The following is a 21,355-nucleotide window of genomic DNA, read 5'->3' on the forward strand; positions in this document are numbered from 1 at the left end:
GCAAGCAGCAGCGCGAAAAATCTCGCTGGCCCTGTAACAGGCCCGCCCGCCCCTCCGTATTCCCGTCGTGTCCAGCGTGGGCACCAGCGACCAGATACGGAGAGACAGATGTCCGTGAAGACTGTTGTGACCTCAGCCGTCCTTGCCAGCGCGATGGCCGCCGCCCTCGCCTCCATGGCGGGCGCCGCCCCCCTCACAAAGGCAGAGGCCGACGCGGCCATCGCCGCCAAGAAGGAGAAGTGCTTCGGCGTGGCGCTGAAGGGACAGAACGACTGTGCCGCCGGCCCCGGCACCACCTGCCAGGGCACCTCGACCGTCGATTTCCAGGGCAATGCCTGGAAGTTCGTGCAGGGCGGCACCTGCACCTCCATCACCTTGCCGAACGGCCAGCACGGCTCCCTGAAGGCAATCTGAGCGCCCAGCTCCCGATCAACCGATCGCCGGAAGGCGGAGGCATGCCATGAACGCAAAAGCCGAATTCCACGTCGCGTCCGCGGCACAGGCCCTCCGTCTCCCGGCGCATTCGGTCGCGGGTGAGGCCGGCACCAGCTTCAAGCACGAACACCTCGCGGCGATCTTCGCCGACGGAAAGCCGAAAGGTTTCTTCGAGGTCCATGCGGAGAACTATATGGGCGCGGGCGGTCCGCCCCATCGCGCGCTGGAGGCCATCCGCCGCGACAACCCGGTCTCGCTGCACGGCGTGTGCATGTCGATCGGCGGCCCCCAGCCCCTGGACAGGGCGCACCTCGCCCGGTTCAAGGCCCTCGTGGATCGCTACGAGCCAGCCCTGGTCTCCGAGCACCTCGCCTGGTCCACCCACGAGACCACCTTCTTCAACGACCTGCTGCCATTGCCCTACACGCAGGCGACGCTGGACCGGGTCTGCGATCATATCGACGAGGTGCAGGAGGTGATTGGGCGGCCGATTCTTCTCGAGAACCCCTCCACCTACGTCACCTTCCGGCACTCGACCATGGGCGAGACCGCCTTCATCCGCGCCATCGCCCGGCGCACCGGATGCGGGCTGCTGCTCGACGTGAACAATGTCTTTGTGTCCGCCACCAATCACGGCTTCTCCGCGCTCGATTACCTTGCGGATTTCCCGCTCGCCGGCGTCGGCGAGATCCATCTTGCCGGGCATGCCGCGCAGGCCGACGACGAGGGAGAGCTTCTCCTCATCGACAGCCATGACGGGCCCGTCGCAGACGCGGTGTGGACGCTGTTCGAGATCGTCATCGGGCGGCGTGGGCCGGTGCCGACCCTCATCGAGTGGGACAGCAACATTCCCGAATGGCCCGTCCTGAAAGCGGAGGCCGCGGCCGCGAAGGCGATCCTCGACCGCCACGCCCGACGCCTCGCGGGAGATGAGAGCCATGCAGCCTGATCCTCTGCCCAGCAGCTATGCCGCCGCTTTCTCGCCGGGGCTAATCGACCCTGGACGCGGGACGCCCGACATCGTTGCGGGACCGAACGGCAAGGCCGCCGTGAAGCGCTACAACGTCTACCGCAACAACGTCACGGTGAGCCTGATCGACGCGCTTGCCGCGATCTATCCGGCGGTGCAGCGCATTACAGGCGTGGATTTCTTCCGGGCGATGGCCCGCTTCCATGTCCGCGAGACCCCACCGGTATCGCCGCTGCTGTTCGAATATGGCCGGGACTTTCCGGCCTTCATCGAAACCTACGAGCACGCCCGGACCATGCCCTGGCTCGCGGACACGGCCCGCATTGAGCGGGCGTGGCTCGATGCCTATCATGCTGCCGATGCCGAGCCGCTTGGCGCCAGCACCCTTGCTGTTGTGCCACCCGACCGGTTCGCGCATGTCACCTTCACGCCGCACCCGGCGACCCGCATCGTCCGCTCGCCCTTCGCCGCCATGACCATCTTCGCCGCCAATCGCGGCGACGGGCCCATCGACACCATCGATGCCGGCACACCGGAAGACGCGCTGATCACCCGCCCCGCCCACGAGGTGACGGTGCACCGCCTGCCGCCGGGCGGAGCGGCGTTCCTCGGCGCGCTCACGTCAGGGCGGCCGCTTGGAGAGGCGGCGGCGGCGGCGATGGAGGAGGCGCCCGGCTTCGACCTCGGTGCCGGGATCGCGGACATGCTCGCAGCCGGCGTCTTCACAGCCCTCGATCTGGAGGAGATGACATGAAGACGATCGAACATCAGATGGCCGCCGGACCGGTGGCCGGCAGGCTCGGCGTCCTGGTAGACCGGGCGGATCGCCTCGTCCGCTGGATCGCGCAGCCTTCCCTCGTCCAGCTCGCGCTGCGGATCGCCCTGGCGGTGCCGTTCTGGCGCTCCGGCATCCTCAAATGGGACAGCTTCCTCCAGCTCAGCGACACCGCGGTCACGCTCTTCACCGACGAGTTCATGCTGCACCTGCCGGGCGGGCCCTATCCGTTCCCCGCCCCCATGCTCACGGCCTTTCTCGCGGCCTGCGGAGAAGTCGGCCTGTCCGCTCTCCTGGTGATGGGGCTCGGCACCCGCTTCGCCGCGCTCGGCCTCTTGTTCATGACCGCCATTGTCGAGCTGACCGTGCCGGACGGCTGGCCCGTCCACCTCACATGGGCGGCCATGGCGCTCGCAATCATGGCAGGAGGGCCTGGCCGCATCTCGCTCGATGCCGTGATCGGCACGCTCCGGCGGCCTGCCTGAGCCGCCTTTTGAACCCGCGCGCGTGATCCAATAGGGGAGAGTTTCGTGACGTTCGGCCGCCTGAAAGTCCTTCACAAGCTTCTCCTCGTGATCATCTTCTTCTCGTGCGTTATGGGCGGCTTCGTCTGGGACGCCACGAGCCGCATGGCGGCGCTTGCGGAGGCCTATGGGGGCTTTGCAGCGCGGGAGGCCCAGGCCGTCGCGGGCACGCGCCTGATGAGCCGCTATATCTTCGTGCTCGACTATGCCGTCCTGCGCATGATCGCAGAGAACAACGAAGACGCCCGCGATCTGGCCGATGCCCAGTTCGACGACATCCTGCCCCAGGTGCAGGACCTCGGCCGTGTGCTGGCAGAGCAGGCGCCGGCCTTCGCGGACCGCATCTCGCAGGTCGTCGGGCAGGTGGAGCGCTTCACCACCGATGTCGCCGCCGTCCGCCAGCTTGCCATCGCGGGCGACCGGGACCGGGCGCTCGCGATCATGCACGGCGAGATCGATCCCGGCTTCGACCGGATGGTGGCGGCGTCTGAGAAGCTCGGCGCCGACATTCAGGCCTTTATGGAGGAGCGCTCGGCCACCCTCGCCATGGAGACCGGGCAGGCCCGTCTGGGTCTTGCCCTCGCCAGCCTGTTCGGCATCGCCGCAGGTATCCTGGCCGTGGCAGGCGTCAGCGTCTTCGGCATCAGCCGCCCCCTCGGACGGCTCGTGGACCGCTTGCAAAAGATGGCTGACGGCGATGTGGATGCGGAGATCCGAGAGGCCGCCCGGGGAGACGAGATCGGTGCGGTCGGCCGGGCCGTCGAGGGAATCAAGGCGATGGTCGCCGCGAAGGCCGCTTCCGAAGCCCAAGCGCTGCAGGCGGCCGATGCGGCAGCGGCATCCGAACGCCGTCGCGCCATGGTCGAGCTTGCGGATTATTTCGAGCGCACGGTCGGGGGCATCATCGGCAATGTCACCACCGCGGCGAACGAGCTGCAGGGCACGGCCCAGGCCATGACCGCCATCGCGAGTCGTGCTGCCGGGCAATCAAGCACAGTCGCGGCTGCGGCTGCGGCCGCCGCTTCGAACGTCAACACCGTCGCCGCCGCCGCGGAGGAGCTCGGGTCGTCGGCCTTGGAGATCGGACGGCACGCCAGCGGCTCCGCCACACTCGCGCGCACCGCGGCGGACGAGGCGACCGGCACGGCGGCCTCGGTGCGGGAACTGGGCGGCGTGGTCACGCAGATCAACGACATCGCGGCGATGATCGAGACCATCGCCGGGCAGACCCATCTCCTGGCCCTCAATGCCACCATCGAGGCGGCCCATGCGGGCGAGGCGGGCCGCGGCTTCGCCGTTGTGGCCAGTGAGGTGAAGGACCTCGCCCACCGCACGGCGGGCGCGACGAAGACCATCAGGGAACTGGTCGAGCGCATCCAGGGATCGAGCGGCGAGGCCGTCTCGGCCATCGACGTCATCGCGACGCGTATCCGCGACATCAGCAGCTTCGCCGCCATCATCGCCGGCGCGGTGGAGCAGCAGACCGCCGCCACCCAGGAGATCGTCGCCAACGTATCCCGCGCCGCTACGGGAACGAGCGAGGTCACCTCGAATATCGCCGGCGTCGCCGAGACGGCCGAGGTGGCTGGCACATCCGCCCGGCAGGTGCTTTTCTCGGCCTCTGCCCTCTCGGGTCAGTCCGCACATCTGAGTGTCGAGGTCGACCGCTTCCTCTCCATCGTGCGCGCGGCCTGAGCAAAAGGAATGCCCATGTCCGGTGTTGCGAGCATCTCTCAGCCGCCCTTGCTGGTGGCCTTCTCGGCCGGCGCCTCGGGGCCATGGCGGATCGACCGGATCACGCCGGTCGTCGGCGAAAGCCTGGCATTCGCCCCAAGACTCATGACGACGGAAACTCCGATAATCGACTCTGCCGCTCTCGCCTCGCAATCCCCCGGCGGCTGGACCTTGCGGGGAGCGACCAGCAACACCCGCTACACATCCCGATCCGAGACGAACGCGCTCGCGGCGCTCCAGCAGGGGCTGGGACGACGGGACGCGACCCGCGCAGCCCTGATCCCCGTGCGAAAGACGCCAGCGTGGTGGAACCTCGCCCAGGATGAGCGGCGCGCCATCCTGGAAGAACAATCGCACCATATCGAGATCGGCCTCGGCTATCTTCCCGCCATCGCGCGCCGCCTGCACCACAGCCGCGAGCTCGGCGAACCGTTCGATTTCCTGACGTGGTTCGAGTATGCGCCGCAGGATGCCAATGCATTCGAGGAACTGGTCGATCGCCTGCGGCTCTCGCCCGAATGGACCTTCGTCGACCGCGAAGTCGACATCCGCCTCAGCCGCCCGTAACCGGCCTGTGGGTCAATGACCCGCGTGGCGATGGACCACGCCATATCCCGGCCCGTCGATGCTCATGGCCAGCACGCGGCTGATGGCGGTGAGGTCACGGCCGGATTCTTCCGACCATGCGTTGAAGGCGGCCTGGATGACGGCGAGGTCGCGCTTGCCGCCCGGCGCCTTGTCGATGACGCCTTCACGGATCAGCGCGGCGACCACGTCCGGCGTCGCGATGAAGGCCGGTTTCCCGATCGCCCGGAGGAAACGGCCAGCGGCATCTCCGCCGAGATGGCTGGCCCGCTTCTTCAGGACATCCAGCAGGCCCACATAATCGCTGTCAGGCCAGTCCGCGAAGAAGCGCGCCGCGCTGCCGTGCTCGGTCTTCAGCGCCAGCAGGAACTGTCCATTCGCCTGGACCGCGCGGATCTTGGCGCCGTTGCGTACGATGCCCTTGTTCTGGAGCAACTCGTCGAAATGGCCCTCCGTCATGAAGGCGCAGGCATTTGGGTCGAAATTGCCGAACGCCTCCTCGAAGGCCGGCCATTTGTTATCGATAACCTTGGAGGAGAACCCCGCATAGAAGATCCGCCGCGTCATCTCGGCAAGGATGCGATCGTCCGGTATCGCGGCGATCTTCGCGGGTGTGCGCGGAGCCGTTTCGGCCAGGATTTTGTCCAGCTTGGCATTGCCGCCCTTGCGCTCCGCCGTGAGGGCGAAAATGTCCGCGAACGTTTTCATTGCCGGGCCTTCTTCTTTGCGCCTGTGGCTCCGAGCATCGCAAGGGCGGAGCTTGCAATGCCTTCGAGCAACGCGCCTTGTGGCCGGGCTCGGGCCAGCACGCGAATGCCTATCAGAACCGCGAGAAAATGCTGCGCGAGGGCCTGCGCGGTCAAAGCGCAACTGATGGTCCCATCGGCCTGTCCCGCCTCGATGCAACGGATGAAGAATCCTTCGATACGAACGAGCGCATCGGCAACGACCTGACGGAATTCCTCGTCATGCGGCGCCACTTCGAGCGCCGAGTTTACGAGCATGCACCCCTTCTGGTCGCCATCCGTCAGGGAGCGGGTCACGATCTCCCCGAAAAAGGCTTCGATGGCCTGGCGCGGCGGAGCCGCTTCGCACCGGCGGATGCGCTCGCCGATGCTGGTCTCAACATAGGTATCAAGCGCTGTCCTGAAGAGCGCGCGCTTATCACCGTAGGCATTGTAGAGGCTGGCAACGCTGATCCCGGTTCGGCCGACCAGATCCTTCATGGAGGTCGCCTCGTAGCCGCGATTCCAGAAGCACTGGATCGCGGCATCGAGCACGGCGTCCTCGTCAAACTCCCGCGGTCTCGCCATTCCTCTCCACCTGTCCATTGCATGCCCGGCGATGCTGTCACGGGCGCCGCCACACTGCATTCTAGAATGGCCGTACTACAACTCAATGTTATTCGGCCATGGCCCGCCATCGCGAAGGATGAGCCAGCCTTGGGTCTTCTCCGGAGAAGCACATGGTGGATTCCCCAGCTACATGCCGTCCAAGGTCTGGACGTGGGCAAAGCCCAGTGGCGGCACCTTCGCCAGCATCGACCGCCCGGTCGCAGGGCCGACGCACTAAAAGGAACTGCCTGTCGGGCGCCACCCGCTCCTGCTCTATTCGCCGGCCACGCCCAACGGCCAGAAGGTCACGATCATGCTGGAGGAGTTGCTCGCCCTCGGGCAACCGCTTCCCGCCGCGCGCCTTCGCCGCCCGAACCTCCGGTGTGACAGGGCTGGAGGCGTCCAACTTACGGAGCCATTGCGGCGCCTGCTGGCCGGCGATTGTCGTTGGCGCCGTGGATCGTGTTCGGCGCCGGAGACCACAGCCGCAAGGTGTCGGCTGCGGAGACAGGATGCTGGCGCGGCGATGCGCCTGCCCCCGGGAACTGAATCGCCTCTACCGCGCTCCAGGGGCGCTGCACGACCACCTGATGTCCCATGGCGGTCAGCAGGCGCACGGTGTCCGGCGACAATGCATAAGGCTCAGCGTAGATCACGTTTGGCAGCCATTGATGATGGATGCGTGGGGCATCCACCGCCTCTTGCACGGTCATGCCGTGGTCGATGACATTGATGATGGTCTGAACCACCGACGAGATGATGCGTGAGCCCCCAGGAGACCCTAGGACCAGGAAGGGCTTGCCGTCGTGCACCACGATAGTCGGGCTCATGGAAGACAAGGGCCGCTTGCCGGGCGCGATGGTGTTGCGTGCGCCTTGGATCAGGCCAAAAGCGTTGCCGCTGCCGACCTTGATGGTGAAATCGTCCATGGTGTCGTTCAGGAACACGCCGGTGCCCGGCGCCATTACCTTCGCGCCGAAATAGGCATTGAGCGAGGTCGTGACGGCGACCGTGTTCCCAGCCTCATCGGCGACCGAATAGTGCGTGGTCTCGGTGCCCTCGTGCGGCGTTGCGCCAAAATCGTCCTGCGTCGAGGCAGAGGCTCGTTGCGGATCGATGCGGGCGCGGATCGCCGCCGCGTAATCCTTGGACAGAAGCCGATCCAGGGGATTGGCTCCGAAGGCAGGATCCATCAGCGCGGAGTTGCGATCTATGAAGGCGTGGCGCATGGCTTCCGCCATTATATGGATGGTTTCCGCGGCACCAACACCGCTTGCTGAAAGCTCGTAGCCTTCGAGAATGTTCAGGATTTCGCAGATGGCGGTCCCGCCGGCGCTAGAGGGAGCAGCGGTCAGGATATCGTAGCCGCGGTAGGTGCAGGCGAGTGGTGGGCTGAGCCGAACCGCATAATCGTCAAAGTCCTTCTCGCGCAAAATGCCGCCGCCAACCGCGCTCGCTGCCGCGATGCGCCGGGGAAGGTCCCCTTCATAGAAGGCGGAAGGGCCGTGCACGGAAATGGTCGAAAGGGTCCGCGCGAGATCACTCTGGACCAGCCGCTCGCCGGCCTTCAGGGGCTCGCCGTTACGCAGGAAAATCGCAGAGAGAACCGGGTCCGCGCGGAAATCCGCGGCGCCCGTTCTGAGGATTGCCGCGTCGCCAGGAGAGAGGACAAAGCCGTCGCGTGCCAATGCAATGGCTGGCGCCATCACCTGCGCGCGCGGCATTGAGCCGAAACGCTCCAGCGCTGTATCGAGGCCAAGCACCGAGCCGGGCACAGCTACCGCCCGCCACCCCTTGAGGCTTGCCCCAGCGACGGGATTGCCGGTCCCGTCTAGATACATGCTGGGCCGGGCTTCCAGTGGCGCGGCCTCGCGGAAATCGATGAAAGCGGCGGCGCCGCTTGCTTGCCGCACCACCATGTACCCGCCTCCGCCGAGATTGCCGCAGCAGGGGTGGACCACCGCAAGCGCATAGCCCATGGCGACCGCCGCATCTACTGCATTGCCACCTTGGCGCAAGATGTCCGCACCGACCTTCGCCGCCAACGCCTGCTCGCTCACGACCATGCCACGCCGTCCCTCGACCGGAACAGGTGAGACGGCACCCGCCTGCGACGCGAAGGCGATCAGAAGGAGCGCCGCAAGCGCGAAATAGGAGATGAGAGTGGCATGCTTCATTAAAATGACCGCTGGAGAAGGCGCGGAGGCACGCGCAAGGTTAAGTTCCTCGGCCCGCCCCGTGGCTCTAGCTTATAATCGTTGCCGACTGTTCCGCTCTCCCCGTCCAAGTCGAAGCGAACTTCCGGCGGACGTCGCCGAAGCTCCGTCCGCGCGGCGGGGAGTGGGCATCGCCCGCGCCGAATAGACCGGCCTATTCCGTGACCTGCCGTGGCCCCTTTGCCTTGCCGTCGGCCACCACCACCGTCTTGATGTTCACGAATTCCTTGATGCCGTAGTGGGAGAGTTCGCGCCCGTAGCCGCTCTCCTTGATGCCGCCGAAGGGCATCTTGGGATCGGACACCACGGTGCCATTCACGAACACCGCGCCCGCTTCCATCGCTTCCGCGGCCAGCCGCTCGCCGCGGGCAAGGTCGCGGGTGAAGATGCCGCCGCCGAGGCCGAAGATGGAGCCATTGGCCACCTCCAGCGCTTCCGCCTCGTCCTTCACCACGATCACGGACGCCACCGGGCCGAACAGTTCCTCGTCATAGGCCGGCATGCCCGGCTTCAGATCGGTCAGCACGGTGGCGGGGTAGAAGGCGCCGGGGCCGTCCGGCACCTTGCCGCCGAGCAGGCATTTCGCGCCCTTGGCGATGCTGTCCTCGACCTGCTTGTGCAGATCGTCGCGCAGGTCGACGCGGGCGAGCGGGCCCACGTCGGTCTCCGCCAGCGTGGGATCGCCCACCTTGGCGTCGGCCATCTCCCTGACGAAGGCCGCTTCGAAGCGCTCGCGGACGCCGTCCACCACGATGAAGCGTTTGGCCGCGATGCAGCTCTGGCCGGAATTCACCAGCCGCCCGCCGGCACAGGCCGCCGCGGCAAAGTCGATGTCGGCATCTTCCAGGATGAGGTAGGCGTCGCTGCCGCCCAGCTCCAGCACCGACTTCTTCAGCACCTCGCCGGCTTTCCTCGCCACCGCGCGGCCAGCGGGGCCGCTGCCGGTGAGCGTGACGGCGCGCACCAGCGGGTTCTCGATGATGGCGTCGACTTCGCGGGAGCTGACCAGCAGCGTCTTGAAGAGATGTTCGGGAAAGCCCGCCTGGCGGAACACGTCCTCGATGGCGAGGGCGCAGCCGGGCACGTTGGACGCATGCTTCAGGATGCCGGCATTGCCGGCCATGAGCGCGGGGGCCGCGAAGCGGAAGACCTGCCAGAACGGGAAGTTCCAGGGCATGACCGCCAGCACCACGCCAATGGGCTGGAAGGTGACGAACGCCTTGTTCGCGCCGGCCTCGATGGGCTCGGGCGCCAGGAACCTGGGCGCGTTGTCGGCGAAATAGTCGCAGGCGATGGCGCACTTCTGGGCTTCAGCAATGCCCTGCTTGATGGGCTTGCCCATCTCCTCCGTCATCATCCGCCCATAGGCTTCGGCATTGTCGCGCAACACCTTTGCAGCCTGTTTCATGAGCCGGGCCCGCTCCGCGAAATCGTGCTTCCGCCACGCGCGGGAGGCGGCATCCGCCTTCTCGATGGCGGTCCTGATCTCCGCCTCCGACGTTGCCTCGTAACGCTTGCCGTCCCGGCCGGTGGCGGGATTGATGACGGTGAAGGACATGGGCGTAGCTCGCTAATCGTTGCGGCAAGGGCGCCGCGCGCCGGCGGCGTGCGGGGGTGATGTTATCAGGTGGCACTTCGGCTTACGGCATTTGAGCGAAGGAACCAGGATTTCGTCGCGCCGTAGGCTTCATGCGTTCATGGACGTTCGGAAGCGGGGCCCGCCGGTAACGCCTCGATCGCCGATGGGAGGTGCGCAAGCTCTAGCAGCGATGAGATCACGAAATCGGGCTGTTGGCCGAGCGCCTCAGCTTGCGTGCGAAGAGCCTTAAACATCGTTGCCGGCCGGAGAGCACCCGGATCGATGATTTCATCCAATAAGCTGCGTTGCGAAACGCGCTCAATTCGCGCCACGCGGAAGCCGAAATGTTTGGCGCCGGAAATATCAAAGCCGTTGGATGAAACGAAAATGACTTCGGCCGGGCTCAGTCCCAGCCGCTCCTCGATGAGCTCATAGGCACGCGGATCCGGCTCGAACACCTTCTTGGAATCGACGCTGATTATCGCGTCGACATGGCGATCCAGGTCGGAATTAGCGCCAAGCATCGCCAGCATATCGGGGCTTCCGTTAGAAAGGATCGCTAGCCGATAACCTTTCAGCGCGCCCAGAGCGTCTTCAGCGTCAGGATAGAGCCGCAAATTGTTGTACGCCTCGGCGATCGTCTCGAATAGAGCTTCGGTGGGCGTCAAGCCCAAGACATCGAGGGTGTAGGTCAAGGATTGCCGCGTAACGGCCCAAAAATCCTGATAGTCGCGCATCATCGAGCGCAGCCAACTGTATTCCAGCTGCTTGATGCGCCACATCTGCGTCGCCAGATCACCGCATCCGGGAAATGACGTTTCCAGGATATCGGCGACAGATTGCACGTCGTAAAGTGTTCCATATGCGTCGAATACGAACGCTTTGATCATTACGCCTCTCCCCGTTTCGAACGCCGCTCCCCCGGGCCTGATTTCCTCAGCGGGACGACCTTTCGACTCTTGGGTTAAAACAGGAGAACCGTGTGCTGTCTCATGTCATCGGAGTGGTGAGGTGGCGTTGAAAACCGGGGCGGCCGGACACCTTTTCAAACCAGGATGCGAGAGCTGGAAGCGATGGCTTTTCCAAGCCCTCGAAGCCGAACCACCGTCTCGCGAACGCCCCTAAGCAGATGTCGGCGATCGAGAACGCCTCTCCTCCGATATATTGCCGATCATCGAGATCGGAGGCGAGCATCTGCCAGAAGCTGGAGAGCTGTTCAGCCAATCGGTTTTCCGCACTCTTATCTCTCTTGTTCGCTTCGGTTCGAATCAAGCTCCAATAAAGGTCGCGTTCAACCGGAGCATAGGTTGACAACGTCCAGTCGAGCCATTTGTCGGCGATAGCGCGGTGGCGCAGATCTGCTGGATAAAGCTCAGTGTCCGCGCCGTATTTCTGCGCGAGATAACGCAAGATGGTGTTGGACTCCCAGAGAACGAAATCTTCGTCGACCAGCGTCGGCACTCGGGCATTTGGATTGAGCGCCAGATAGCCCGGCTCCCTTGTGCGGCCGAAATGTAGACCCGCATCGATCCGCTCGAAACTCAAGCCGAGTTCGTCGCAGCACCACAGCACCTTCTGCACATTGACAGAGTTCGCGCGTCCCCAGATCGTCAATGGCGAGCGGGCAACAGCTTGCGACATCGGCGTCCTCCCATATGTTTCAGATTTATCGTGGCGCCGCCGCATGGCGAAGGCACATCCTGTCATTGCGCTGGACCCTCGCCACCGGATGATCACCCTTCGCCGCATATCTCCTCGCGCGTTCGGTCACAGTCGTCACCTGAACGCTAGAACTCCTCTGAGCCCGTGCGACGAGCATCCGCCAGCCATTGAGTTTTGATCCATTCGTTCCAAAATGACGTGGGACACGCACAATGGCAAGGCTGACGGGGGGATGACATCTCGCTCTGCCGGGAAGGGTTCGCCACATCGATTGGGCGCTTGCCGTTGCGGTGAACGGCGTTCTTGATCTCAATGGCTATCTACCGATAGGTAAAAATTGACACGGCGTGACGCTCTAGTTAACAGCGACGATATCAATCTATCGACAGGTAATTCTGCGCCGAAGCCCAGCAGGACGGGGTCACTATGGACCGACGTCTCGTTCCCCCAGCCACAGGCGTATCTCCGCGATCTATCGATAGATAGCAATTGACACGCTCAGGCACGGATCGTACGCAAATGCCCTGATCTATCGATAAGTAGGCGACATCCTTTGCGATGAGATTTGAGCCTCACCTGCGTGCGAAGGGCGTCCTTTGGCGAGGGCCCTCCGCGCCTCTATCAGAGTCGGCCACCAAGCCGATAGGAACAAGATGACGGCCATGGCATTCAACGAAACGGACCTGCTCGCAAACCGCTACAATCAGGTACGTGGGCTGAGCGTCGGTCTCGCCGAAGGGCTCTCAGACAGCGACGCGTGTGCTCAATCCATGCCCGACGCGTCGCCTGCAAAATGGCATCTCGCGCACACGACCTGGTTCTTCGAAACGTTCATCCTTGCCGATCATCTGCCGGGCTATGAGCCTTTCGATCCGCGATTTCCGTTCCTCTTTAACAGCTATTACGAAGCCAAGGGAGCTCGGATCGGTCGAGCGGCGCGCGGGCTGATGACGCGCCCTTCTCTCGATGAGATCCTCGCATATCGTCGCTACGTGGATGCGGCGTTGCTCGAGGCCCTCCCGGCAATGGCGCGCTCCGCCCTCTGTCTGGTCGAGCTGGGATGCCATCACGAGGAGCAGCACCAGGAGCTGCTTCTGACGGATATCCTCCATTTGTTCGCTCAGAGCCCTCTCGCTCCCGCCCTCTGGCCCACCGGTTTCCATGGCCCGAAAGCTTCAGCCGAGGCCCTCCAATGGGTGGAAGGACGTCAGGGCGCTGTTTCCATCGGGCACGCCGGCGACGGGTTTTCCTTCGACAGTGAGGGGCCACGGCACACCACGTGGCTGGCACCGCACGCCCTCGCTGATCGTCTCGTCACCAATGGCGAATGGCTCGAGTTCATTACCGAGGGTGGCTACGAGGTCGTCGGACACTGGCTCTCCGACGGGTGGGCCTGGGTCAGGCATAACGCGATCGAAGCGCCGCTCTACTGGCGCCGCGATGAGGGTGGCGCCTGGGCATCCCAGTTTGGATTGAATGGCGTCACTTCATTGAATCCGCACGCTCCGGTTCAGCATATCAGCTTCTACGAAGCGGATGCCTATGCCCGCTGGGCCGGGGCCAGGCTGCCGACCGAAGCCGAGTGGGAAAGCGCTGCGCAGTGCCTCGATCCCCGTGGGGGTAATTTCCTGGACCGGGCGGGTGCGGTGGGAGCCCTCCCGCCTCCCGGTGGTAAGCCGCACCTCAAGCAGATGTTCGGTGACCTGTGGGAGTGGACGGGTTCAGCATTCCTCGCCTATCCGGGCTTCCGGCCCGCACCCGGGGCCGTGGGCGAATACAACGGCAAGTTCATGTCGGGCCAGTTCGTCCTGCGGGGTGGAAGCTGCGCAACACCGCGTGGGCATGTGCGCGCCAGCTACCGCAATTTCTTCTACCCGCACCAGCGCTGGCAGTTCACCGGCGTCCGTCTTGCCAAGGACCTCTAATGCTACTGCAGTCCAACATTCCCTCGCCCGGCCCCTCTCCCGAAATCGACCCGACGTTCCGAAGAGATGTACTTTCCGGTCTCAGGCAGCGTGAGCGAACTATCCCCGCGCGGTGGTTCTATGATTTTAGGGGCTCTGAGCTCTTCGAGAAGATCACCGCCCTGCCCGAATACTACCTGACACGGGCAGAGCAGGAGATATTGACGGAAGCCGCGCCGCAGATCTCCAGTACCATCGGCGCCCGGCGCGTGGTGGTGGAATTTGGCTCGGGATCGTCGGCGAAGACACGCACGCTCCTCGCCGCAATCGAGCCGTCCTCCTATGTGCCGGTCGATATCTCCGGAGAGTTTTTGCGAGCCTCGAGCAATGCCCTGCGACTCGATTTTCCGCACCTTCCAATCCATGAGGTGGAAGGAGATTTTACCCAACCTCTGGCGTTGCCATCAGGCATTGACGGGCACGCGCGCATCGGCTTCTTCCCCGGGTCGACGATCGGGAATCTGCGGGTTCCTGACGCTGTGAATCTCCTACGCGCGATCGGGTCGACTCTTGGAGGCGGCGCAATGCTGCTGATCGGAATCGATCGCATAAAGGACCGCGAGACCTTGCTGGCAGCCTATGATGATACTCAGGGCGTGACCGCTGCCTTTAATCTCAATCTCCTCCAGCGGATCAATCGCGAGCTGCGTGGTTCAATTCCCGTCGATGCCTTCAATCATCTCATTCGATGGAACGAGGACGAATCGCGAATTGAGATGCATTTGGAAGCTAAGCACACAGTGCGTTTCCATATTGATGGCGTTCCGTTCAGCATGGCAGGCGGAGAGACTATCCATACTGAAAATAGTTTGAAATATAGTCTAAGAGAAGCGCGGCTCTTGCTGCGCGCTGGGGGGTGGAGGCCAATAGCAGATTGGACAGATAGGCAGGAATATTTCTCTTTGATTCTGGCTGAGACGAATCGCCCAAATCTAGCTCCGTGATTATCAAACGTGGTCGGCAATGCATGCCTCTGATGTCGGATTGTCCGTACTCACTGAAAATTAATCAATCGCGCTGGGGGTTGATCAGCGGAAATTTCATGCCGAGTTGGATAACTTTGGAAATTAATATTTTGAATATCAAGTATTGTAAATGGAGGTATTTTAATGAAAGGCGCGATAAATCGTCGTTTTGTCTATGAAACACGCGTTGTTGTGCCTAATCCTCGCTTTCATCTTGATCAACTTTGCCGCAGTTTGAGCGAATTGGGCGCGGAGACGGGCGGCAAGGGAGCTGATCGAATACTTGATTTTGAGATCGGACGGGCGCTCATCCGTATCGAGAGCTGCGCCATTCTGGCCCGGGTTGAGGCGCAAGATTTGGTGGCCTGCCATTCCATCAAAGTGGCGATTGAGGGTAACATTGCGGCGATCAGGGGACTCGCGCAGTCATCGGTGCTCTGGGTCGCCGCGTGCGAAGTGCCATTCGTCGGGCTGACCGGCTGCTGCGGAGTGACGGAGGATTAGTCCGCCACAGCCCGAATAGGCCGTTGTTGATTTATTGGCTTCTGCGGGACGTTCGCAGAGGTTGGATCCGGAGGCATTCTGCAACGAGTCTACCTGCTGGTGGGTATCATTGAGGATTGCGAATTCCTTCGCCTTTCACCTTCCATGGAAGCCCCCGGAGCGATCTCTCCGACAGCTCGTCGCGGATTGAGGTTGCCTGCTTTTCGGGGGCGGTCCGCTTGAAGCTTGCCGCGGCCAAAACGGCGTGTGCGCTCGATCCGGCGCATGAGCGCAACGTTTCCGCGCCGCGCGATTTGCAGCCCACCGACCTCGGACCTTCCGACGTCACCGCGCGGTCAGCGCGCCCTGGAGCTCCGCTGCCGATGTCGGCGCCTTCGTGAGAGCGTCGAGGTCCGCACCCACCCCATGTCCGAGCTTGCCTCATGGACAACGGAGGGGCGCCAGCTCGGATACGTGGCCGCGGGCACGGGGAGGATCGCGGAAGGGCGTGCTGAAGCCCATGATCGGGAGGCTGGTCCGTCTGCTGACCCGGCGATCACCGCGACAATCGCCCCTCGTCGTCGATCAGCACCAAGCGAGATGGGGCGCTTGCGCCCCATCTCCAAATCACCAGGTTGAGGTCGTCTACGGTCGCGCCGGGGGCAAAGCTCCTGACAAGGAGGCCATGATGGTCCCCGGCTATCAGTCGGCGTGCGAAAGTCTGCGTTCGCGCCTCGCCGTTTGTCCTCATCTCGTCGCGCCACGCGGTGCCCGCGAGAGAGGCCATATCCATACCCTCGGCGGCGAGCGCGACATTGTCCCGGCCGTCAAAGACGACGCCGATCTCAGCGTCGTAGGACACGAGTGTCGTCGGCTGGAGGTTGCCAACCTGGTTTGCTTCCCTGAGCGCTGTCATCACCGACAGGGATGCATAGAGTGCCGGCACGCCTTTCGGATTGAAGCGGCCGCCATGAAGCTCGGCGCCACGACCTGATAGCGGGTCGCGCGCATAGACGGGATTGAGCGCCCGGTAGAGCTTGCCGTCGTAGGAGATCGACACGGGCTAAGCGTGCACGCCAGCGTCGACCGCATCGATATAGTCGAGCACGTCATCGGCGCGCCCGCTGCGCACGAGCTGCATGGCTGTCTGGCCCGAAAAGCCGGACAGGGGTTCCGAGCGGTACCAAGCATAAGCCATCAGGGCCGAGCCGAAGCGCGGCTCCACCTTGTTGATCACCTCAATCATTTCCCGCAGGCGCCGCTGCGTGCGGCTGGACCGAATCCGGTCCTTGCGCTGGATCGCATCCCTTCCGAGACCAGCCGTGCGCGCGACCTCCTCGCTGGTCGTGCGGAGGACATCCGCGATCTTTCGCGGTGCGAAAATCCCGTCATCCGCGTACTGGGCGAGGCCCATGACGTTCACCATCACGTTGCCAAACATTCTGACGCAATATGGCGTCAGAATGAGTGGATTTCAATAGGGAGGGAAAAGAGAGGGAAAAGGGAGGAAAAATTCCGCTCGCAGAGCGGCCGGACCGGCAGCGCTGGCGCGCAACCGCGGCGCGCGCGATCCCAACCCGTCGTCCTTCGCGGGGCTCTGGCCCCGCTCGTCCTGCCGGGCGGGGATGCTCAGCCGCAGTTGTGCCGGGTCGACCGCTCCGCAGGTCCGGGGACGTCTTCGGGAAGAAGACGAGAAAGGGACCGTCGGAGGCGGTGCCCCGGAACCCTCCGCGAAGGAACACCCCATGCATCTCATGAAAATAGATCCGCGTGCACTGAAGGAAAATCCCGACCGCTCGCGCCGGACGAAATCCTCGCCGCAGGCGGACACCCTGCTGCTGGCGACGATCAAGGCGCTGGGCATCGTTCAGCCGCCCGTCATCGCGCCGGAGGCCGGTGGCGGCAACGGATACGTCATCAACTCCGGTCATCGCCGCGTGAAGCAGGCGATTGCCGCCGGTCTCGAGGAGATCGACGTCCTCGTTGATGAGGCTGCCAACGACAATGGCGCCATGCGCTCCATGGTCGAAAACATTGCCCGCGAGCCGCTCAACCCCATCGACCAGTGGCGGGCCATCGAGCGTTTGGTCGCGCTCGCCCTGCCGGTGCGCCAGATCAGGAAGCTGCGCCTGCTCGCAAACGTCCTGCCGGCCATGCTCGATCACATGGCGAAGGGCGACATGCCGAACGAGAAGCAGCTGCGCACCATCGCAGCGGCCTCGCTGGAGGAGCAGAAGGAGGTCTGGAAGAAGCACAAGCCGTCGAAAGCCGATCCCCAGGTCGCCTGGTACAACGTGGCGAACGGCCTCGAAAAGACCCGCATGTACGCGAGAGACGCCAGCTTCGGCGAGGATCTTGCGCAGGCTTACGGACTGCAGTGGGTCGAGGACCTGTTCGCTTCGGCCGATGAGGACAGCCGCTATACGACGGACGTCGAGGCCTTCCTCGGCGCCCAGCAGGAGTGGATGGCGAGCCACCTGCCGAAGCGCGGAATCATCGTCGAAGCCGACACCTGGGGACGCGCGAAGCTGCCCCCCAAGGCCGAGCGGGTCTATGGCAAGCCCGGCAGGTCGGACCATGCGGCCATGTTCCTCGATCGCGAGGGCAAGGTGCAGACCGTCCACTATCGGATGCCCGAGCCCAAGAAGGTGACGGGCAAGGGCGGCGATGCCACCGGCCTCGGAGGAGACGGTGGCATCGGCGTTCCCAAGCTTCGCCCGGATGTGACCCGCAAGGGCATCGAGATGATCGGCGACTTCCGGACCGACGCGCTGCACGAGGCGCTCGCCCGCGCGCCGATCGAGGACGACACGCTGCTCGCGCTGCTCGTCCTCGCCTTCGCCGGACGCAACATCTCCGTCGCCTCCGGAGCCTCGGGCGACGTCTATGGCTATGCCCGGATGGATCGCCACGCCATTCGGTTGCTCGGAGAGGACGGCAAGCTCGCGTTCGACCGCGAGACGCTGCAGCAGGTGGCCCGGGGCGTCCTCATCGACGTGCTGTCTTGCCGGGAGAACCGCACCGATTCCGGCGTTGTCGCCCGGATCGCCGGCGATGCCATCGGCGCCGACCGCCTCGACACTCCGCGTGGAAGCGGTCGCTCCTATCCGTTGACAAGTGTTCCTCCCCACGTTTCGCACGCAACGTCGGCGATGGTCTGGGAGAATGTCCACCTGTGGCCGCCGAGGTCGCGGCAGCTGTATTGGCGCTCACCATAGGGGTAGTCGGTCGGCCTACTTAGAATCTCGGCACCGAAACGCGAGGCGCGGGCGTAGTGAGCGTCCACATCTTCCACCCGCACCATCACCGCAAAGGCCGCTTCCAGTCCCTTCCCGCCCGCCGAGGCAGCCGCGCCCAACAACGTAACGACCATCGCGCCATCGCCGATGCCGAGTTGCGCGCGATGATCTGCGATCTTCAGCCTCACCACAAAGCCGAAGGCGCCACACAGCCAATCCGTAGCCTGCGTCACGTTGGGGTAGCCGAGCTCCGGAATGACGGTGCACGTGGGCATCGAGCGGTTCTGAATCATGTGGCGACCGGGCCTTTCTGTCCGCGCAACGAAAGCAGTTCGAGGAAGGAGAGCGTGCGGTCACCGTCAGCATCGGCCTTGACCAACCGATCGGGAATGAACGCGGAGAACTCGGCGCGCGAGATCGTGCCGTCATGGTTGGTATCGATCTGCGTCCTGCGCGCCTCTATGTCAGCCAGCGATCCGACGAAACCGGCCCCGGCGCCGGATCTTTCCCGTTCCGTCTCGATGCGCGCTTCGCCGGGATCGAGACGGCCGTTATGGTTGGTATCAAGCCGATCGAAGAGCTTTCCCCGTGCAACCTGAATTTCAGTGAATTCGAGCTTCTTGTCGCCGTTAGTATCGATCTCGAGGAAGATTTCGCGAATGCGCTCATTGCCCGGTGCCGCTAGGGCAATTCCGCGAGCTCCCAGCACTAGAAGGACCGCAATCATCACACTCCGTAACATTCCGCTCTCCGCTGGACAGGGGCGAGCCGCGTGCATTGCCTCTCCGGCGCTGCGCGGATCCCTCAAGCGTTACGCATACCGGCGCACGCTCCTACGCGTGCCGCTCCCAATTTTCTTGATCCGTATTCGCGCACCGATCCGACAAAATTCGCCTCGGCCGCGTAGGGGTGCTCGTGCAACTGCGTACCGATAAGCAGATCGCCGTGAGGGCGAACCAACGGAAATAGGCGGCGCGCAATGAAGGCCAGTTCCAGGCATGACTATCGATCCTACGCTCCTTTGTTCAGAGGGGGCGGGCTCTCGCTTCTTTCGAAGCTCGGCGTTCTCCTTGCTGGCGTGCTGGTTGCCGATCCGGCGTTGGCAGCGCAATGGTCGCGCCCCACCGAATCCGGCGGCGAACTCACCCGCAGCCTCACCAACGCCGGGAACGGCGTCACGACCGGCAGCACCACGCGTACCGGACCGAACGGCGGGAGCTTCACGTCCAGCTCCACATGCAGCGGCGGCATTGTCGGTGGCTGCTCCCGGAGCTATTCCGGTGTTGGGGCAAACGGCAAATCCTTCTGGGGATCCCGGATGTCTGCCTATGGACCCTACGGGTCGCGGTCGGTCAGCGGTTTCACCGGCCCCAATGGCAGGACTGCCTATGATTTCCGTCGGTTCCGCTATTGAGATGGAGAGGCACCGACGGATATGAGCCGCTGTGCCGCATGACCCTTCCCCGGACGACACACTGCTGGCGCGGATCGCGGCGGGCGAGCAGGGCGCTCTGTCTCAGCTCATCGCCCGCCACGGCCGCGGCCTGCGGGTCTTCGCGACCCGTTACCTCGGCAATGCGGCGGATGCCGACGATGTGGTCCAGGACGTGTTCGTGAGCGTGTGGAGGCATGCCGGCCGGTTCGACCCGCAGCGGGCCCGCGCGTCCACCTGGCTCTACAAGATCACGGCGCATCGCTGCATCGACCAGCGGCGACGCCAGACGTTCCGCAGCGTCGTCGGCCTGGAGGACATCGAGGATGACCTCGCCTCCGATGCACCGGGCGCCGAGACGACGATGCAAGCGCGGCAGGAGCTTTCGCTGGCCCGAGCCGGCATCGCCCGGCTGCCGGAGCGCCAGCGGATGGCGCTCCTGCTGAAGGTGGTGGCGGACCTCGACGTTGCCGCCATCGGGCAAGTGATCGGAGCCAGCACCGGCTCTGCCGAGCAACTGCTGGTCCGGGCGAGACGCGCCCTCAGGGATCACATGACGGCGGCTGACGACGGCCGCGAAAGGACAAGGTCATGAACGGCGACGGGTTCCAACGATACAGGCTTCGCTTCGGCGACGACGTGGCATCCTGGCCCGCGCCCTATCGGCAATATGCCCTGGCCATGGGAGCACGGGAGGAGCGCGAAGCGGTCGATGCGGACCAGGCGCTTGACCGCCTCATCCTCGATGCAGCCATGATGGAGGCGGACGACGGGGCGCTGACGCGACAGGTGCTCGGCCGCATCCGTGCCCGCGGGCAGAGCCATCCCTTGTCCTTCCTTCAGCAGATCTTGCTACGGCCAGCTGCACTGGGGGCTGCCACTGCGATCGTGGCCGTCATCATCGCGCTGGGAGGGTATCAGATGGCCCGCGTGCAGATGGCGCATCTCCACGATCTGTCCGCAGAGGCTGAACTGCTCGCGCTTGCGACCGGTGCCCCGCTTCTGGGCGAAGCGAGAGGGGAGGACCTGCTGTGAGCCGGCGGCCCCGCCTGTGGATTGCAATCCTTACGCTGCTCTGCTTTTCGGTCGCGCTGAACCTCTTCCTCGCCGGCTATGCCCTCCATACGGTGCGCGAGGGCGGAACGGTGCGCGCCCTGATCGACACCGTCGCCAGTGTCTATCCGTCGGACGTGCGCCAGGAGTTCCGCGCCGTGCTGCGTGAGAACCGCGGTCGCTCGGTGGTGGCACTGCAGGAGCTGCGGAACGCCCGGGCAATGCTGGCTGCGGCCGTCAACGCCCCTTCCTACGACGAGACGGCGATCCAGCGGGCGATGCAGAGCGTGCGGACCGCCACGGGGAACGTGCAGGCGACAATGCAGGACTATCTTCTGGTCGCGCTGAAGCGCGTCAAGGATCGGCCGTCCAACTGAGCCGCCGTGCGGGTAGTGTACGCAGATT

Annotated in this window: 24 protein-coding genes and 1 pseudogene; 15 read left to right on the forward strand and 10 right to left on the reverse strand. The window is 64.2% G+C overall.

What is annotated here, in order from left to right:
* The first annotated feature begins 108 nt into the window (after nucleotides 1-108).
* The 6 genes from ABLE91_RS25940 to ABLE91_RS25965 are packed head-to-tail and all read left to right on the forward strand — an operon-like array spanning nucleotide 109 to nucleotide 5,005.
* Complete coding sequence (locus ABLE91_RS25940) at nucleotides 109-414, forward strand: BufA1 family periplasmic bufferin-type metallophore (protein WP_348935440.1); 306 nt, start codon at nucleotides 109-111, stop codon at nucleotides 412-414.
* Nucleotides 415-460: 46 nt separating this feature from the next.
* Nucleotides 461-1,384: an MNIO family bufferin maturase gene (bufB, locus tag ABLE91_RS25945; protein ID WP_348935441.1), complete on the forward strand. Its 924-nt coding sequence runs from the start codon at nucleotides 461-463 to the stop codon at nucleotides 1,382-1,384.
* Nucleotides 1,374-2,159 (forward strand): HvfC/BufC N-terminal domain-containing protein, encoded by a 786-nt coding sequence (locus ABLE91_RS25950; protein ID WP_348935442.1) that lies wholly within the window; start codon nucleotides 1,374-1,376, stop codon nucleotides 2,157-2,159. The genes bufB and ABLE91_RS25950 overlap by 11 nt, the downstream gene beginning before the upstream one ends.
* A complete protein-coding gene (locus ABLE91_RS25955; RefSeq protein ID WP_348935443.1) occupies nucleotides 2,156-2,665 on the forward strand; it encodes a DoxX family protein in 510 nt (169 codons plus the stop codon). The genes ABLE91_RS25950 and ABLE91_RS25955 overlap by 4 nt, the downstream gene beginning before the upstream one ends.
* Before the next feature lie 45 nt (nucleotides 2,666-2,710).
* On the forward strand, nucleotides 2,711-4,399 hold the full coding sequence (locus tag ABLE91_RS25960) for a methyl-accepting chemotaxis protein (protein WP_510182001.1): 1,689 nt from the start codon (nucleotides 2,711-2,713) through the stop codon (nucleotides 4,397-4,399).
* 48 nt (nucleotides 4,400-4,447) lie between these two features.
* On the forward strand, nucleotides 4,448-5,005 hold the full coding sequence (locus tag ABLE91_RS25965; RefSeq protein ID WP_510182005.1) for a chlorite dismutase family protein: 558 nt from the start codon (nucleotides 4,448-4,450) through the stop codon (nucleotides 5,003-5,005).
* Between the two features lie 12 nt (nucleotides 5,006-5,017).
* On the opposite strand, the gene ABLE91_RS25970 is transcribed toward ABLE91_RS25965, so the two are convergent.
* Together ABLE91_RS25970 and ABLE91_RS25975 are read right to left on the reverse strand one after the other, a co-directional pair.
* Nucleotides 5,018-5,731, reverse strand: coding sequence for a DNA-3-methyladenine glycosylase I (locus tag ABLE91_RS25970; protein ID WP_348935445.1), 714 nt, complete (start codon nucleotides 5,729-5,731; stop codon nucleotides 5,018-5,020).
* Nucleotides 5,728-6,303 (reverse strand): TetR/AcrR family transcriptional regulator, encoded by a 576-nt coding sequence (locus tag ABLE91_RS25975; RefSeq protein WP_348935446.1) that lies wholly within the window; start codon nucleotides 6,301-6,303, stop codon nucleotides 5,728-5,730. Before ABLE91_RS25975 ends, ABLE91_RS25970 begins: the two co-directional genes overlap by 4 nt.
* Before the next feature lie 151 nt (nucleotides 6,304-6,454).
* Here ABLE91_RS25975 and ABLE91_RS25980 point away from each other — a divergent pair.
* Nucleotides 6,455-6,697: pseudogene (locus ABLE91_RS25980) on the forward strand (hypothetical protein); the annotation flags it as partial.
* Between the two features lie 67 nt (nucleotides 6,698-6,764).
* Here ABLE91_RS25980 and ggt read toward each other — a convergent pair.
* The 4 genes from ggt to ABLE91_RS26000 form a co-directional block, all read right to left on the reverse strand.
* Nucleotides 6,765-8,534, reverse strand: a complete 1,770-nt coding sequence (ggt, locus tag ABLE91_RS25985) for a gamma-glutamyltransferase (protein WP_510182002.1) — start codon at nucleotides 8,532-8,534, stop codon at nucleotides 6,765-6,767.
* 193 nt (nucleotides 8,535-8,727) lie between these two features.
* Nucleotides 8,728-10,131 carry an NAD-dependent succinate-semialdehyde dehydrogenase gene (locus tag ABLE91_RS25990; RefSeq protein ID WP_348935448.1) on the reverse strand — a complete coding sequence of 468 codons (1,404 nt, stop codon included), beginning with the start codon at nucleotides 10,129-10,131 and terminating at the stop codon, nucleotides 8,728-8,730.
* A gap of 137 nt (nucleotides 10,132-10,268) precedes the next feature.
* Nucleotides 10,269-11,042, reverse strand: coding sequence for a haloacid dehalogenase type II (locus ABLE91_RS25995; RefSeq protein WP_348935449.1), 774 nt, complete (start codon nucleotides 11,040-11,042; stop codon nucleotides 10,269-10,271).
* Between the two features lie 100 nt (nucleotides 11,043-11,142).
* Nucleotides 11,143-11,793 carry a glutathione S-transferase family protein gene (locus ABLE91_RS26000; RefSeq protein ID WP_348935450.1) on the reverse strand — a complete coding sequence of 217 codons (651 nt, stop codon included), beginning with the start codon at nucleotides 11,791-11,793 and terminating at the stop codon, nucleotides 11,143-11,145.
* A 683-nt stretch (nucleotides 11,794-12,476) separates the two neighbouring features.
* On the opposite strand from ABLE91_RS26000, the gene egtB reads away from it, so the two are divergent.
* From egtB to ABLE91_RS26015, 3 genes are all read left to right on the forward strand, one after another.
* The gene (egtB, locus tag ABLE91_RS26005) at nucleotides 12,477-13,739 is read left to right on the forward strand and encodes an ergothioneine biosynthesis protein EgtB (protein WP_348935451.1); all 1,263 of its coding nucleotides are present in this window, start codon (nucleotides 12,477-12,479) and stop codon (nucleotides 13,737-13,739) included.
* Nucleotides 13,739-14,722: an L-histidine N(alpha)-methyltransferase gene (gene egtD, locus ABLE91_RS26010; RefSeq protein ID WP_348935452.1), complete on the forward strand. Its 984-nt coding sequence runs from the start codon at nucleotides 13,739-13,741 to the stop codon at nucleotides 14,720-14,722. Before egtB ends, egtD begins: the two co-directional genes overlap by 1 nt.
* Before the next feature lie 165 nt (nucleotides 14,723-14,887).
* The gene (locus ABLE91_RS26015) at nucleotides 14,888-15,247 is read left to right on the forward strand and encodes a hypothetical protein (RefSeq protein ID WP_348935453.1); all 360 of its coding nucleotides are present in this window, start codon (nucleotides 14,888-14,890) and stop codon (nucleotides 15,245-15,247) included.
* Nucleotides 15,248-15,782: 535 nt separating this feature from the next.
* Here the strand turns inward: ABLE91_RS26015 and ABLE91_RS26025 are convergent.
* The gene (locus tag ABLE91_RS26025) at nucleotides 15,783-16,280 is read right to left on the reverse strand and encodes an RES family NAD+ phosphorylase (protein ID WP_348935500.1); all 498 of its coding nucleotides are present in this window, start codon (nucleotides 16,278-16,280) and stop codon (nucleotides 15,783-15,785) included.
* A gap of 9 nt (nucleotides 16,281-16,289) precedes the next feature.
* Nucleotides 16,290-16,640 (reverse strand): antitoxin Xre/MbcA/ParS toxin-binding domain-containing protein, encoded by a 351-nt coding sequence (locus ABLE91_RS26030; protein ID WP_348935501.1) that lies wholly within the window; start codon nucleotides 16,638-16,640, stop codon nucleotides 16,290-16,292.
* Nucleotides 16,641-16,971: 331 nt separating this feature from the next.
* Between ABLE91_RS26030 and ABLE91_RS26035 the strand changes: the two genes are divergently transcribed.
* Nucleotides 16,972-18,444: a ParB/RepB/Spo0J family partition protein gene (locus tag ABLE91_RS26035; protein ID WP_348935502.1), complete on the forward strand. Its 1,473-nt coding sequence runs from the start codon at nucleotides 16,972-16,974 to the stop codon at nucleotides 18,442-18,444.
* On the opposite strand, the gene ABLE91_RS26040 is transcribed toward ABLE91_RS26035, so the two are convergent.
* Together ABLE91_RS26040 and ABLE91_RS26045 are read right to left on the reverse strand one after the other, a co-directional pair.
* Nucleotides 18,330-18,758 carry a VOC family protein gene (locus ABLE91_RS26040; RefSeq protein ID WP_348935454.1) on the reverse strand — a complete coding sequence of 143 codons (429 nt, stop codon included), beginning with the start codon at nucleotides 18,756-18,758 and terminating at the stop codon, nucleotides 18,330-18,332. The genes ABLE91_RS26035 and ABLE91_RS26040 overlap by 115 nt on opposite strands.
* Entirely contained in the window at nucleotides 18,755-19,207 is a 453-nt protein-coding gene (locus tag ABLE91_RS26045) for an EF-hand domain-containing protein (protein ID WP_348935455.1), read from the reverse strand. The genes ABLE91_RS26040 and ABLE91_RS26045 overlap by 4 nt, the downstream gene beginning before the upstream one ends.
* A 237-nt stretch (nucleotides 19,208-19,444) precedes the next feature.
* Between ABLE91_RS26045 and ABLE91_RS26050 the strand changes: the two genes are divergently transcribed.
* The 4 genes from ABLE91_RS26050 to ABLE91_RS26065 are packed head-to-tail and all read left to right on the forward strand — an operon-like array spanning nucleotide 19,445 to nucleotide 21,327.
* Entirely contained in the window at nucleotides 19,445-19,879 is a 435-nt protein-coding gene (locus tag ABLE91_RS26050) for a hypothetical protein (protein ID WP_348935456.1), read from the forward strand.
* Between the two features lie 31 nt (nucleotides 19,880-19,910).
* The gene (locus tag ABLE91_RS26055) at nucleotides 19,911-20,492 is read left to right on the forward strand and encodes an RNA polymerase sigma factor (RefSeq protein WP_348935457.1); all 582 of its coding nucleotides are present in this window, start codon (nucleotides 19,911-19,913) and stop codon (nucleotides 20,490-20,492) included.
* A complete protein-coding gene (locus ABLE91_RS26060; RefSeq protein ID WP_348935458.1) occupies nucleotides 20,489-20,932 on the forward strand; it encodes a hypothetical protein in 444 nt (147 codons plus the stop codon). The genes ABLE91_RS26055 and ABLE91_RS26060 overlap by 4 nt, the downstream gene beginning before the upstream one ends.
* The gene (locus ABLE91_RS26065; RefSeq protein ID WP_348935459.1) at nucleotides 20,929-21,327 is read left to right on the forward strand and encodes a periplasmic heavy metal sensor; all 399 of its coding nucleotides are present in this window, start codon (nucleotides 20,929-20,931) and stop codon (nucleotides 21,325-21,327) included. The genes ABLE91_RS26060 and ABLE91_RS26065 overlap by 4 nt, the downstream gene beginning before the upstream one ends.
* The last annotated feature ends 28 nt before the right edge of the window (nucleotides 21,328-21,355 follow it).

Source organism: Aquabacter albus, from assembly GCF_040049275.1.
GTDB lineage: Bacteria > Pseudomonadota > Alphaproteobacteria > Rhizobiales > Xanthobacteraceae > Aquabacter.